The following is a 13,816-nucleotide window of genomic DNA, read 5'->3' on the forward strand; positions in this document are numbered from 1 at the left end:
AGGAGGGGTCGGCGCGCAGCGCGTCGACGAGGTCGGCCTCGGCCGGGGTGTCGAAGGCGGCGAGGTTGATGTCGCGGATGGCGGGGATGTCGGCGCCGGTCTCGGCGCGGGTGATCCAGTTGCTGTGGGTACGCATGACGGGATGAATCCGTTTCATGGTGAGGTTCAGGTTCGTGCAGGGATGCCGCGCGAGCTCACGCTCTCAGCGGGCAGGGGTGACCGGGTCAGACCGTCGCCCGGGACGTGAGGGCGGTCCGGGCGCTGCGCACCGCAGTGGCCTTGAACGCGGTCATCAGCCCCACCTCCCTTTCATCCTCAACCTGGATCAACACGAACTCATCGAACGTACCACGTACCCCAGCACTCGTCTTTTGCATTAACGGCAGCCCCGGCCCGGCCTACAGCCGGTCCCCGCCCGGCGGGTTTCGTCCGGGCGAGGGCGCGATGGGGCCGATGGAAGGGATGGAAGGAACGGAAGGGATAGTGGCTGGTCAGGGGGCGATGGCGTACTCGGTGAAGTGGCCGCAGGCGGTGAAACCGAGGCGGCGGTAGACGGGTTCGCCGTCGGCGGATGCCTGCAGGACCGCGGTCTCGTATCCCGCATCGCGGGCTGTGCGCAGGGTGGCCAGGGTGATGGCACCGCCGTATCCGCGGCGGCGGTCGGTGGCGAGGGTGGCGATGTTGTAGATGCCGACGACACCCGCGTGCAGGAAGACCTCGGCCGAGCAGACGGGGCGGTCGTCAACGTAGCCGACCAGGTAGCGGGCGGGGCAGTCGGCGGCGAGGGCCCATGCGGCGGTGTCGGCGAAGAAGCGGCGCACGGTGGCGGCGGGCGGGTTCCAGTTCGCGGCGAGGACCGTGGCGTAGTCGGCGAGCTGTTCCGGGGTGGTCGCCGGCTGGATGTCCAAGCCGTCGGCAGGCGCTTCGGGGAGGGCTGTGCGTGTGTCCTTCCACATACCGGTTTCCGTCTCCGATGCCTCCAGACCGGCGGCCTGGAGGTGCTCGGCGAGGTCGGTCGGTGCCGAGGCGGGTCCGACCCACCAGGAGAAGGGGCGTCCGGTGGCGGTCAGGGTGCGGGCCGTCTCCGCGGTGCGGACCGGGGCGGTTTCCGGGGTGAAGCGGGCCGCCGCGACGATGTTGAAGGTGTCGTCGTCCAGGCCGCTGTCGGCGATCAGCAGATCGTTGGTCCGGGTGACGGAGGCGCCTTCCAGGTACTGGTGCAGGTGGCAGGCGTGCTCGGCGAGGTTCTGCTCCATTGCGAGCAGAAGGTCGGGGTCGTTGGTAAAGGGGCGTTCCATTTCGTTCACGATGCTGCATTGCAGCATGCTTGCCTGGGCGCTCGCAGGTACTTTTCCGCGGCTGCGGGACACGGTCCGGGCCCGGCGGAGGCCCTGCATTCCGCGCTCAAGCGGCGGAGGCTTCTCGGGTGGGGCGGTGGCGGGTTGCTACGAGGCGTGTCACCAGGGGACGGGGCCGTCCGCTGCGAAGAAGCCGCCGGTGGGGCCGTCGGGGCCGATGGTGGCCATGCGGACGATGATCTCGGCGCCTTTTCCTGGCCGCGTGCAAGGTCGCGTGCGCCGAGGTAGACGGTGTGCCCGGCCTCGACGAGCAGGCGGGCGGCCTCCAGGCCGATTCCGCGGTTGGCTCCGGTGATGAGGGTGGCCGGCATCGTGGCTCTTCTTTCAAACGGTCGAACGGTTCGGTCCGCCAGGCGCGCAGCCCGGGGAAGGGGCGTCAGGTCATCGGGATGAGAAAACGGGTCGGTCTCGCATCGCCGATGGGGGCGCGCACCCTCGCGCTCTTGAAGGCCCGCCTCATGGAGTCCCGCTTCATGAAGACCCGCTCTCAGCGCGCGCCCCCCTACCGGTGCGACCTGAGCCGGGCCCGTATCAGTGGCCGTCCGGTTTGACGCAGGTCCGGTCCTCGGTGGGCAACTTGCCCGTGATCAGGTAGGCGTTGACCTTCGCGTCCACGCAGGCGTTGTGGTACGTCGCGTAGAGCGTGTGCTGGTCGGCGCCCTTGAGGGTGATCAGTCTGGCGCTCGGCAGCAGGCCGCGCAGGGAGACGCTGCTGGAATAGGGGACGCGCGGGTCGCCGGTGGCGGCCACGATCAGCGCGGGGGTGTCGTGACGCACCTGCGTGGGCTTCTCACGGGGGCGGTCCCAGAAGGCGCACGGCACGATGTTGTTGGTCAGCGGGCCGAACAGCGGGTGGGCGGCGCGGCTGCGCTCGATGTCCTTCCAGTACTGTCCGGGGTCGCGTGAAGCGGGCACGTCCCCGCACAGGATCGCTGTTTGTACGCTGCCGGAGCGCGATCCCTGGCTGGTGACCTGCGACCGCAGAAGTCCGGCGAACTCGCCCGAGAGTTCGGTCGGTTGACCGTCGGTGGCCTTGGCCAGCACGGACAGGTGCTCGCCGAGTTCCGCCCGTGCCGCGTCGGCGTCGCTGCTGGTCCCCGCGAAGATCACCAGGGGCACCACGGTGGCATCGAGGCGGAAGACGTCGGGGGCGGTGCCGACGGTCAGCGGCCGTCGCGCGGACGTCTCGACGACGCGGTCGACGGTGGCGAGCACCTGATCGCGGGTGCGGCCCAGGCCGTAGGTGCCGTGACGTTTCGCTGCCCATCCGGCCCAGTCGGCGAGCGCCCGGTCGTTCGCGGCTTCGGAGCCCCGGACCACGCGAGGGTTGTAGCGGCGCGGGTCGAGTGCCCCGTCGAGCACCACCCGGTCGTAACGCCCCGGGAACATCTGGGTGTAGACCGTGCCCAGGTAGGTCCCGTACGAATAGCCCAGGTAGGAGATCTTCCGCTCGCCGAGCGCTTCCCTGATGACGTCCATGTCGCGAGCCGTGTTGCGGGTGCTGATGTGCGGCAGCACCGGTGCGTTGGTGGCGCGGCACTTGTCGGCCAGGTCCTTCTGCACGGCGACCTGACGGTCGAAGTCCGTCCGGCTCGGTCCTGTCCAGCGCATCGGAGGGCCGATGGGCCAACCGCAGTCCAGCGGGGTGCTGCGGCCGACGAAACGCGGATCCATGCCGATCAAGTCGTAGCGCGTCCCGGCCTGTCCCATCGCCGGGCGGAGCAGCGCGGGGAGGCCGAGGCCCTCGCCGCCAGGACCGCCGGGGTTGACGAGCATCGTGCCTATGCGGTGGCGGGTGTCGGCGGCCTTCATCCGGGATATCGCGACGGTGATGGTGCGGCCCCCGGGGTCGGCGTAGTCCAGGGGTACGGTCACGTTCGCGCAGCGCGCGCTCGCTTTCTCCAGGGCGCGGCCCTGTTCGTCGTCCGCGCCCAGGACACAACTGCGCCAGTCGAGACGCTGGTTCCGGTAGCGGTCGAGCCCGGCGCTGGTCGCCGCCGCGCCGCTGTCGCGACCGGCGGCCACCGCTGTGGTGACGGGGGTCGCCGTGAGGCAGGCGGTGAGGGCGAGGCCAACAGCCGAGGCTCGGCGCGCGGTGGCTCTGAGGGTGGTCACACGGTCTCCTGAGGTGAGAAGTACGGCCGTGACGGCAGAGGGGTGGTAGCCGTGACGGGCGCGGAGGTGCCGAGGGGGGCGTTCGGCGGGGGTGTTGGGACGTCGTGCCCGGCCGGGAGCCCGCCGTCCCCACACATGTGCGTCAGCCTTCCACCGGCACCGACACCACGGCATCGCTCCGGAGCAGGAGCCGCCCGTACCGCGATGGCCCTAGCCTGCACGGCCGGTCACGGCACCTCAGAGGTAGGGCGCAGACCCCCGCGTACTGCGGGAGGAGTCGCGTCACTGCTGTGTGCGCGGTATCGCCATGTGTCGTCGACGGTCCGGTCCGCATGTGTCCGGTCCGCATGTGTCCGGCCCGCATGTGTCCGGTCCGTATGTGGCCGGTCCGTGCGTGTCCGGCCCGTATGTGACGCAGCGTCAGTATGCGCCGCACTCCACGCGGTTCCGTGCCGTGAAGCGGATCACGGTGGAGAACTGTCACGTTCCGCTGGTACGGGGTGTCTCGATGGGCAGCCGAAGAGTCGGAGAACCGATGAGTCGGAGAGTCGAAGGGAAGGGGCCGCGTGTGATGCCGGGGTACCGGAGGGGGAGCGGGACGGTGGTGGGGCATGGTTGAGGACGCCTTCTCCCGGCACCGGCCGCTGCTGTTCACCATCGCCTACGAGATGCTGGGCAGCGTCACCGACGCCGAGGACGTGGTGCAGGAGAGCTACCTGCGGTGGAGCGCGGTCGATCCGGCCACGGTCGAGCACCCGCGCGCCTACCTGGTCCGCACGGTGACCCGGCAGGCACTCAACCACCTGCGCGCGGTCACGGCGCGGCGCGAGGAGTACGTCGGCCCGTGGCTGCCCGAACCGGTCCGTACCGCGCCGGAGGTGAGCGACGACGTCATCCTGGCCGAGTCGGTGTCGATGGCCATGATGCTGGTCCTGGAGACGCTCAACCCGACCGAACGCGCGGTCTTCGTGCTGCACGACGTGTTCGGGTACACCCACGGCGAGATCGCCGCCTCGATCGGCAGGGCCGAGGTCACCGTCCGGCAGATCGCCCACCGCGCACGTCGGCACGTGCGTGCGCGGCGCCGCCGCTTCGAGCCCGACTCCGAGGCCGCCCGGGAGATCGTCCAGCGGTTCCTGCACGCCGCGACGACCGGCGAGGTCCAGACGTTGATGGATCTGCTGGCACCCGACGCCGTGCAGATCTCCGACGGCGGCGGGAAGGCCGTCGCCGCCCGCCGCCCGATCACCGGCAAGGCCGACATCGCCCGGTTCGTCCTCGGTGTGCTCCGTACCACCACCGCGGCGACCCGCATCGAGCACGTCGCCTGCAACGGCATGCCCGCGGTGCGGCTCGTCATCGACGGCGCACTCGACTCGCTGGTCGCGTTCGAGATCCACGACGGCCGGATCACCGGCCTCTACGGCATACGCAACCCGGACAAACTGCACAGCGCCGAAACGGTGCTCCCACTCGACAGAGGAGGTCATGAGCCGTGGAAACCATGACGGTGGAACGTGTCATCGACGCCCCGATCGATGACGTCTTCTCCTGGCTCACCACGACCACCAACTACACGTGCTCGCCCCTGGTGGTGCGCTGCCGCCTGACCCGGCGGGGCGCGTCCGCGCCCTACGGAGTCGGCGCGGTCCGCAGCCACCTCTGGCTGATCGGCTGGTTCCGGGAACGCATCACGCTGTACGAGCCGCCGTACGCGACCGATTACGTCGTCGAGCGCAGCCTGCCGCCGGCCCGGCACGAACTCGGCCGCATGACGTTCGCCGAGGCCGACGGCGGCACCCGGGTGCGCTGGACCACGCGCGCCGAGATCCCCGTACCCGTGCTCGGGCCCTTCCTTACCCGGCGCCTCGCGCGGCCGATCATCACCCGCACCTTCGGCAATATCCTCGACGCCGCCGACACCGCGCTGGCCCGGCGCCCCAGCCCCGATCGGGAGTGAGGGGCGCGCGGACCGGAAGGCTGCCGTGCGTGCCGACGGCCGTCCCGGTCGCGAGGCCGCCGGTGAGCGTACGGACCTATCAGGCACCTATCAGGCGACGTCGATCAGTACCCTCCCCACGACGCCCCGCTCCAGCGCGGCGTGGGCGTCGGCGGTGCGCTCCAACGCGAAGCGGTGCAGCGGCAGTCCGGCCTCCTCGCCCACGCGCAGCGCGCCCGCGTCCACGGCAGCCGCGACGTCGGTGAGTGCCTGCTGCTTCGCCGCGGGCGGCACGGTGTAGACGAAGACGCTCTGCCAGCGCAGGTTGGCCGACAGCGAGGAGAGCACGGGGACGGACAGCCGCTCGTCCTTGCCGCCCGAGTAGTAGGCCACCACGGCGCCCTGGGCGGCCACCGCGATGTCCAGAGCGGCGTTGGCGCCGGGTGCGACCTCCACGACGATGTCGACACCCTCGGGGGCGAAGGCCCGGACCTCCGTGGCCGCGTCCTGTGTGCGGTAGTCGACCACCCGGTGGGCACCGGCCGCGTGCGCCAGCGCGGCCTTGGCGGGGCTGCTGACCGTGGTGACCACACGCGCCCCGGCCCAACGGGCGAGCTGGACGGCCGCGTTGCCGACCGCGCCGGCGCCGCCTGCCACCAGCACCGTGGCGCCCCGCAGGGTGCCGGGCGCGATACGCCCCGGTCCGCCGTCGTGAACGGTCAGCGCGCGGTGGGCGGTCAGGGCCGGGACGCCGAGGGCAGCGCCGAGTGCGAACGGGGCGTGGTCGGGCAGGGCGACGGCGTGCCGTTCGGGGACGAGCGTGTACTGCTGCGCTGTTCCCCAGGGCCGCTCCCACGCGGCCTCCCAGATCCACACCCGCTGCCCGACCCGCGCCGGATCGACCTGCGGGCCGACGGCGTCGATCACCCCGGCACCGTCCTGGTGGGGCACCTGCTCGCTGATGCCCGGCGGCAGCGCGCGTCTGCGGCTGCGCCAGTCGGTCGGGTTGACGCCCGAGACGTGCACCCGAACCCGTACCTCGCCGGGTCCGGGCTCGGGAACCGGACGCTCGACGAGCCGCAGGACCTCGGGGCCACCGGCAGCCGTCCGGATGACGGACTTCATCTTTCACCTGTCCTTCGCTCACCCCGCGAGAATGGCCGGCCGGCGTCAGGAGAGGACACCGCCCGTACGGGGTACCCCTCCTGAACTCCCTTACGGAGCGGCGTATTCCGCCCGCGAGCCCTCAGAATCGACTGGCACCGAATCGACTGGCACCGAATCGACTGGCACCGAACCGACCGGCACCGAACGGAACGAACGCGCGGTGTCCCTCCGGCATCCACCGCTCCGCCACCCCGCTCGTACGGTCGGCCCCCCTCGCCGTCAGGTGAGCGGGGAGAACTCGGTCGGCCAGGCGATGATCGAGGTGGCGTCGAGGATCTGTTCCGGGCCGCCGGGCGGTGGCCACAGTCCGGACGCGTAGAGGTCCCTGCGGATGCCGACCCGCTCGTCCAGGCTGTGGAACGGCCAGATCTGGGTGATCCGGTCGGGGCCGTCGAGCGCGTACATCACCACCGTCAGCGGGTCGATACGGTGCCGGGCGGGCAACGCCTGCCGCCAGCCGGCGATGGTCGCGGGCAGACCTCCCGGGCGGAGGTGGTAGTCCCGGATCTCATACACGGGACCGAACCGGCCGGTGCGCACCTGAGGGACGAACGGAAACGGGGCGAAGCTCTGCATCGTCAGATCGGTCAGGTGCTCGTCCGCACCGAACGGCTGGCTGCTGCTCCGTGCCCGCATCCGCTCGTGCGCCAGTTCCGCGTCGCCGGTGAAGCCGCGCAGCACCAGCAGCCGCCCCAGCGGGCCGTTCTCCGTCTGCCAGCAGCCCAGTAGCCTGCCCCGTGCGGCGGGGTCGCCGACCCAGGGAAGGACCCCGGCAGCGGCCTTCTCGGCGTCGAGCAGACGGAAGGACAGGGTCGCCAACTCGTATCGCAGTTCCTGCTGTTGAGGATCGACGTCGTCCTCGCTGATCGGTACGGGCTGGGTCATCGTCGTGCCGCTCCCTTCATGGACGGTTGTGGTGGAGGGTGCCGGGCGGGGGTGTCGGGCTCACGTGTCATGGCGGGCGGTATCGACGCCGCTCCGCTCCGATCCGCCCTCCACAGAGAGCCTGTTGACATAGCTCGTGGATGTCCAATACTGAAAATCTGGCACTTCCATAAGAAGGATCTATGCATGGAGATACGTCAGCTCCGGTACTTCCTGGCCATCGCCGACGCAGGCACCTTCACCGCCGCGGCCGAACGCCTCCGGATCTCCCAGCCCGGCCTGTCGGCGTCGATCCGCGCCCTGGAGCACCGGCTCGGCACGGCCCTGTTGGTGCGTGGCAGGAAACGGGTCGAACTGACCGAAGCGGGCCGTGAGTTGTACGTCGGTGCGCGCCGGGCGCTGGCCGCGCTCGAAGCCACCGAGTCCCAGATCCGCTGCGGGCCGGGGGTCACCAAGAGCACGCTGCCGGTCGGGGCGATCCCGTCCTTCGCCGGCCTCGATCTCGCCGCGCTGATCAGCCGGTTCACCGCCGAGAACCCGCACGTCGACGTCGATGTGACCGGGGGTATGCCGCTCGACCTCTTCGCGAAGCTCACGGACCGGACGATCGAGCTCGCCTTCGTCACCATGCCGCCGCAGGCCCCGCCGGGGATCCGGCTCACCCCGCTGTCCACCTACCCCATGGTTCTGGCCTGCCCGCTGGGGCATCGTCTGGCCGGCCGCAGGTCCGTCGAGCTGGCGGCCTTGCGGGACGAGACCTTCGTCGACTTCCCCGCCGACCTCGTCGCCCGGCAGGTCACCGACCAGGCGTTCCAGGCGGCCGGCATCAGCCGTAACGTCCGGGTCACCTGCAACGAGATCGGTTCGCTGCTGGAACTCGTCGCACACGGCCTCGGCATCGCGATCGTCCCCCGCCCCTTGGCGATCGCGACCCGCGTCCCCACCGCGCTGGTACCGCTCGACAACGCGTCGCTGGTCTGTACCGTCGCGGTGGCGACCCCGGCCCACGGCGTCGCCACCGACGCCGCGCAGGCGATGTGGAACCTCATATCGAACACCGCGCTACCCGTTGTGCACCGGTAGCGGCCGACCGGGCGGGGGAGCCGATGCCACTGGCCTGGCCCGGGAGATCTGAGCCACCGCCACGACCCGCTGGACAAAGGAGTCCCCGACATGGCACTGCACCGTCTGACCTCCGTCACCATGGGAGTTCCCGACGTCGCCGAAACCGCCGCGTACTACACCGACTTCGGCCTCACCCCGGACGGCGAGGGCTGGTTCACCACGCGCGACGCGGGCCGCCAGCTGCGCATCGTGCGCGCGCCCGCCCGTCGTCTGATCGAGGTCCGGATCGGCGTGGACGACCCCGATGACCTGGGCGCGGCTGCCTCCCGGCTGGAGCGCCTGGGCATCGCGAGCGACCGGGCCGCCACCTCCCTGACGGCATACGACACCGCCACCGGCGTACGCGCCGTACTCGACATCGCCCCGCGCCTCACCCAGCAGCCCGTACCGGCGACGCCGTACAACGGGCCAGGCCGCAGCGAGCGGACCGGCGCCCGCGCCCCCGGCGTCGAACGCACCGCCCCGGTCCGGCCGCGCAAGCTTGGCCACGCCGTCATCGGCACCACCGAATTCGCCGCCACCACCGCCTTCTTCCGCGACGGACTCGGCTTCCGGGCCAGCGACTACGTCAAGGGCGTCGGAGCCTTCCTGCGCTGCTCGACCGACCACCACAACGTCCTCGTCCTCAAGGCCCCGGTCGCCTTCCTGCACCACACCTCCTGGCAGGTCGACGACGTCGACGACGTGGGCCGCGGCGCCACCGCGATGCTGGAGGACCACCCCGAGCGGCATGTGTGGGGCCTGGGCCGCCATCATGCCGGGTCCAACTTCTTCTGGTACCTGAAGGACCCGGCAGGCAACTTCTCCGAGTACTACAGCGACATGGACTGCGTCGTCGACGACCAACTGTGGACGCCGGAGGTCCTGGAGGGCGCCAAGGCGCTCTTCAGCTGGGGGCCGCCGCCACCCCCGTCCTTCCTGCACCCCGAGGACCTCGCCGCCCTCATGACCGGCAGTCACAGCGCGGGGCGGTAACCCGACGGAGCAGGACACGCGGTGTGCGTATGACGTGGCCGTCGTCGGCTTCGGCCCTGTTGTCGGGCATCTGGCCCCGCAGCGGGTGCGCGCGTACGTCCCTCGCGTGAGGTCGCTCGCCGCGTCCGAGATTTATTGTGTACAACTATTCTCGAAGTGGCGATGCTCGACAGATGCGCGCCGATGGGTTCGCTGTGGCGCGACCGGATGCTCGGCGTCGCTGAGCGGGCGACAGATCTTCTCTACAGATGCCTGATCGGGCGGTATTGCACTGGGCCTGGTGGTTGGTGCAGATTGGCCCGAGCGGAAGAATCGAGCTGCGGTCGCGGGGCCGCAGAGTGATGGCCGCGCGGAGGATGTGAGCTGGACCCTCGACGTAAGTTGCATACAATTACGGTCTTGGTGATCCGGTCGCTGTACCGGTGTCACCGGCCCCGCCGAGGTGCACGCCGTCCGGTTTCGGAAGGCGACGTGCACACCAAGGAGGCGATGCATGAGCGCTACAGGCAGCAATCCCGCACGACGTAACGGGATCGGGGCACGAACACCGCGCCGCGAGGACGCCCGGCACCTGTCAGGTCGAGGGCAGTTCGTAGCGGACATGAAGCCTCCGGGGCTTCGGGAGGTCGCCTTCGTGCGCAGTCAGGTGCCGCATGGGCGTATCCGCGGTGTCGCGGTACCCGCGGACGTCGAACCCGGGTCGGTCTGGACCGGTACGGATCTCGCCCCGATCGCCGAGCCGTTGACCGCGACCTCGACGCTGAAGGGTTTCCGCGCGGCCCCGTTACCCCATCTCGCCGTGGAGAAGGTGCGATACGTCGGCGAGCCCATCGCCATGGCGATCGCCGGCACGCGCGCGGAGGCGGAGGACCTGGCAGCTCGGATCACGGTGGACATCGAGCCGTTACCCGCAGCCGTGGACTTCACCGGGGCCCTGGCTCAGGACGCGCCACTGGTCCACGACGACTGGCCGGACAACGTGTACGCCACCACCTCGGGTGACGTCGGGGACGTGGACGCCGTCGCTCGCGATGCCGCGGTGACCGTGACCCGCGAGTACACCATGAACCGCCAGGCGGTCGTCCCGCTGGAGACCCGTGGCGTGATGGCCCAGCACGACCGGACCAGCGGACAGCTCGTCGTCCACTCCTCCACCCAGACTCCGCACATGATCCGCGACATGATCGCGATCCTGCTGGGCATCGAGGCACGTCAAGTGCGGGTGATCGCACCCGACATGGGCGGTGGATTCGGGACCAAGTGCTCCGTCTACCCGGAGGAGATCGCCCTCGCCGCGGTCGCCATGCGGCTTCCCCACCCGATCCGCTGGGTCGAGGACCGCTGGGAGGCGATGGTCTCCTCCACCCAGGCCCGCGACCACCACTACCGGATCACCGCGCACGCAGCCGCGGACGGCACCCTGCTGGGAGTCGAGGCCGACATCCTGGTCAACGCGGGGGCCTACTCGGTACACCCGTGGACGGCCACGATGGACGCCACCATGTCGGCGGCGATGATCCCCGGCCCCTACCGGCTCGGCAACTACCGCTTCCGTACCCGCAGCGTGGCCACCAACAAGACACCGCTGGGGCCGTACCGCGGGGTGGCGCGGCCGGGCGCGTGCCTGGCGATCGAGCGCACCGTCGACGAGCTTGCCCACGCACTGGGCATCGAGCCGTATGAGATGCGTATCCGCAACATGGTGCGGCCGGATGACATGCCGTACACCTCCGTCGCCAAGAAGGTCTACGACAGCGGTGATTACCCCGAAGCGGTGCGTCGTGTGGCGGCACTCATCGGACACGACGCCTGGCGCAAGCAGCAGCAGGACGTTTCCGACGGCGCCCGGCACCGCATCGGCATCGGATACGGCTCGTTCACCGAGCAGACCGCGCACGGATGCATCGAATGGGCCTCTCGCGGACTCGCCATCACCATCGGCACCGAGGGGGCACGCCTGGAGATGGACTCCTCCGGGGGCCTGACCCTGAGCGTCGGGATCAAGAGCCACGGCCAGGGTGCGGAAACCACACTGGGCCAAGTGGTCAGCGAGGTCTTCGACGTCGACCCCGCGCTGGTCACGGTCGTGCACGGCGACACGGCCCTCACCCCTCGTGGTGACGGCACGTTCGCCTCCCGCTCCATGGTGATGGCCGGCGGGGCCACGCATGGCGCGGCACAGCAACTCGCCGGGAAGGTACTGCGGATCGGCGGCGTGCTGCTCGGCGAGGACCCGGAGAAGCTCCAGCTCATGGACGGGGCCGTCGTGGGGCGCACCGGCTCCGTCACCTACCGCGAGCTGGCCAAGGAGTTCCTGTTCACCCCGGACCATGTGCCCGGGGTCGAGGCCGGTCTTGAGGTCTCCTACTACTACCGGCCCGACACCCAGACCGGCGCCTTCACCTACGCCACCCACGCCGCGGTGGTCAGCGTCGACCTGGACACCGGAGCGGTGGCGCTTCTCGACTACGCGGTCGTGGAGGACTGCGGGACGGTGGTGAACCCGCTGATCGTCGACGGTCAGATCACCGGCGGTATCGCCCAGGGCATCGGCACCGCGCTGCTGGAGGAACTCGTGTACGACGCCGATGGACAGCCCAAGTCGACGTCCTTCCTGGACTATCTGCTCCCCGGGGCGACCGAGGTGCCGATGATCAAAATCGGTCATCTGCAGACCCCGTCCCCGCACACGGTGTTCGGGGTGAAGGGCGCGGGCGAAGGCGGCGCCATCGCCCCTCCGGCGGCCATCGCCAACGCGGTCACCGACGCCCTGCGGGCTTTCGGCGCCGAGGCGAACGAAACCCCGATGACGCCGGTCCGGATCTGGACGGCACTGCAGGACGCCCAGGCATCTCCGGTGCGCGGCGCCGCCATGACGGGAACGGACCGGTGAAGCCGGCGGACTTCGCGTACCACCGCCCGGGGACGAGCGCCGAGGCAGCCGATCTGCTGTACCGGCTGCGCGAGGACGTCAAGGTGATCGCCGGCGGCCAGAGCCTGCTGCCCCTCATGAACATGCGCCTCGCCGAGCCCGCGCACCTCGTCGACGTCTCCGCCGTACCGGAACTGCGGCGTACGGACCTGACCGCCGACGGCGCGACGTACGGGGCGGCGACGACGCACATGATGTTCGAGCACCAACTGGTGCCCGATGTGGCGGACGGGCTGCTGAGCCACGCGGCTCGCGGCATCGGCTACCGTGCCATCCGCAACCGCGGCACGGTCGGCGGAAGCCTCGCGCACAGCGACTCGTCGGCGGAATGGCCCACCGTGATGTCGGCGCTCGGCGCCACCGTCCACGTCTTGTCGGTCCGGGGTGAACGGCACATCCCCGTAACGGAGTTCCTGCGCGGCTTCTTCAGCACGGCGCTGGAGGACGACGAGCTGATCACCGCGGTTTCGGTGCCCCGGATCGCCCCCGGCACGCAGTGGGGCATGTACAAGATGGCCCGCAAACCGGGGGAGTTCGCCGAGTCCCTCGCCGTCGTGCAGGTCCGCGACACCGGTGCCTCGACACCCGCGGTCTCCGTGTGGCTGGGGGCCGCCAAGGACGTCCCGCTGCGCCTGGAGCATGTCGAGGAGGCGCTCTCCGATCGGCCGGATGGCGGCCTGCTCCCGGCCGACCTGAGCGGGCCGCTCGCGGCTGACATCGGGGCGGACACGGCCACCGCGTCGCCGCACGACCGCCACGCTCTGCAACTGCACGCCGTCACGGTGCACCGCGCGCTGACGGCAGTGGGAAAGGCACCGCATGCCGCATGACCTGACGATCGCCCTGCGTGTCAACGGACGGAAGACCGAAGCCACGTTCCCCGCTCGGACCACTCTCGCCGATCTCTTACGGGACCGGCTCGGCCTCACCGGGACGCACCTCGGCTGCGAGCAGGGCGTCTGCGGAGCCTGCACGGTGTTCGTCGACGACCTGCCGGTGCGCGCCTGCCTCACCCTGGCCGCCGCCTGCGAGGGCGCGGAGGTCGTCACCGTGGAGGCACTGGAGGGGCCGGACGTGGAAGCCCTCCGCGCCGATTTCGCCCGTGAAGGCGCTTTGCAGTGCGGCTTCTGCACGCCGGGAATGCTGATCACCGCCTGCGACCTTGTCCGTCGGCGCGAGCCGCTGGCCCGCGAGGAGATACAGGAGGCGATGGCCGGAAACATCTGCCGCTGCACCGGCTACAACGGCATCGTCCGCGCCATCGAGAAGACCGTCGACGCACGGATCAGCGCTGAAGGCCGGTGAGGTCACCCGTGGACG

General features: G+C 70.5%; 11 protein-coding genes and 3 pseudogenes. 7 read left to right on the forward strand and 7 right to left on the reverse strand.

Going from position 1 to position 13,816, the window contains the following annotated elements; all coding sequences use genetic code 11:
• The 5 genes and pseudogenes from ACIBK8_RS33400 to ACIBK8_RS33420 all read right to left on the reverse strand — a co-directional run.
• Nucleotides 1–136, reverse strand: a pseudogene (locus ACIBK8_RS33400) (GNAT family N-acetyltransferase); the annotation flags it as partial.
• 355 nt (nt 137–491) lie between these two features.
• Nucleotides 492–1,256, reverse strand: coding sequence for a GNAT family N-acetyltransferase (locus ACIBK8_RS33405; RefSeq protein ID WP_399046249.1), 765 nt, complete (start codon nt 1,254–1,256; stop codon nt 492–494).
• A gap of 201 nt (nt 1,257–1,457) precedes the next feature.
• Nucleotides 1,458–1,550, reverse strand: a pseudogene (locus ACIBK8_RS33410) (short-chain dehydrogenase); the annotation flags it as partial.
• Nucleotides 1,544–1,669, reverse strand: a pseudogene (locus tag ACIBK8_RS33415) (SDR family NAD(P)-dependent oxidoreductase); the annotation flags it as partial. The pseudogenes ACIBK8_RS33415 and ACIBK8_RS33410, both read right to left, overlap by 7 nt.
• A gap of 220 nt (nt 1,670–1,889) precedes the next feature.
• The gene (locus ACIBK8_RS33420; RefSeq protein ID WP_399046178.1) at nt 1,890–3,473 is read right to left on the reverse strand and encodes an alpha/beta hydrolase; all 1,584 of its coding nucleotides are present in this window, start codon (nt 3,471–3,473) and stop codon (nt 1,890–1,892) included.
• A gap of 611 nt (nt 3,474–4,084) precedes the next feature.
• On the opposite strand from ACIBK8_RS33420, the gene ACIBK8_RS33425 reads away from it, so the two are divergent.
• Together ACIBK8_RS33425 and ACIBK8_RS33430 are read left to right on the forward strand one after the other, a co-directional pair.
• Nucleotides 4,085–4,981, forward strand: coding sequence for an RNA polymerase sigma-70 factor (locus tag ACIBK8_RS33425; RefSeq protein ID WP_399046179.1), 897 nt, complete (start codon nt 4,085–4,087; stop codon nt 4,979–4,981).
• Complete coding sequence (locus ACIBK8_RS33430; RefSeq protein ID WP_399046180.1) at nt 4,969–5,433, forward strand: SRPBCC family protein; 465 nt, start codon at nt 4,969–4,971, stop codon at nt 5,431–5,433. The genes ACIBK8_RS33425 and ACIBK8_RS33430 overlap by 13 nt, the downstream gene beginning before the upstream one ends.
• Before the next feature lie 90 nt (nt 5,434–5,523).
• Here the strand turns inward: ACIBK8_RS33430 and ACIBK8_RS33435 are convergent, their stop codons facing one another.
• Together ACIBK8_RS33435 and ACIBK8_RS33440 are read right to left on the reverse strand one after the other, a co-directional pair.
• Nucleotides 5,524–6,537 (reverse strand): NADPH:quinone reductase, encoded by a 1,014-nt coding sequence (locus ACIBK8_RS33435; protein WP_399046181.1) that lies wholly within the window; start codon nt 6,535–6,537, stop codon nt 5,524–5,526.
• A 261-nt stretch (nt 6,538–6,798) separates the two neighbouring features.
• Nucleotides 6,799–7,464 (reverse strand): NIPSNAP family protein, encoded by a 666-nt coding sequence (locus ACIBK8_RS33440; protein WP_399046182.1) that lies wholly within the window; start codon nt 7,462–7,464, stop codon nt 6,799–6,801.
• A 186-nt stretch (nt 7,465–7,650) separates the two neighbouring features.
• On the opposite strand from ACIBK8_RS33440, the gene ACIBK8_RS33445 reads away from it, so the two are divergent.
• The 5 genes from ACIBK8_RS33445 to ACIBK8_RS33465 all read left to right on the forward strand — a co-directional run bounded on the left by ACIBK8_RS33445 (nt 7,651) and on the right by ACIBK8_RS33465 (nt 13,801).
• On the forward strand, nt 7,651–8,547 hold the full coding sequence (locus ACIBK8_RS33445) for a LysR family transcriptional regulator (RefSeq protein ID WP_399046183.1): 897 nt from the start codon (nt 7,651–7,653) through the stop codon (nt 8,545–8,547).
• A 90-nt stretch (nt 8,548–8,637) separates the two neighbouring features.
• Nucleotides 8,638–9,564, forward strand: a complete 927-nt coding sequence (locus ACIBK8_RS33450) for a VOC family protein (RefSeq protein ID WP_399046185.1) — start codon at nt 8,638–8,640, stop codon at nt 9,562–9,564.
• Between the two features lie 571 nt (nt 9,565–10,135).
• Nucleotides 10,136–12,457 (forward strand): xanthine dehydrogenase family protein molybdopterin-binding subunit, encoded by a 2,322-nt coding sequence (locus ACIBK8_RS33455; RefSeq protein ID WP_399046250.1) that lies wholly within the window; start codon nt 10,136–10,138, stop codon nt 12,455–12,457.
• Nucleotides 12,454–13,326, forward strand: coding sequence for an FAD binding domain-containing protein (locus ACIBK8_RS33460; RefSeq protein ID WP_399046186.1), 873 nt, complete (start codon nt 12,454–12,456; stop codon nt 13,324–13,326). The genes ACIBK8_RS33455 and ACIBK8_RS33460 overlap by 4 nt, the downstream gene beginning before the upstream one ends.
• Nucleotides 13,316–13,801 carry a (2Fe-2S)-binding protein gene (locus tag ACIBK8_RS33465; RefSeq protein ID WP_393687139.1) on the forward strand — a complete coding sequence of 162 codons (486 nt, stop codon included), beginning with the start codon at nt 13,316–13,318 and terminating at the stop codon, nt 13,799–13,801. The genes ACIBK8_RS33460 and ACIBK8_RS33465 overlap by 11 nt, the downstream gene beginning before the upstream one ends.
• The last annotated feature ends 15 nt before the right edge of the window (nt 13,802–13,816 follow it).

Source organism: Streptomyces sp. NPDC050161 (assembly GCF_044460025.1).
Lineage (GTDB): Bacteria > Actinomycetota > Actinomycetes > Streptomycetales > Streptomycetaceae > Streptomyces.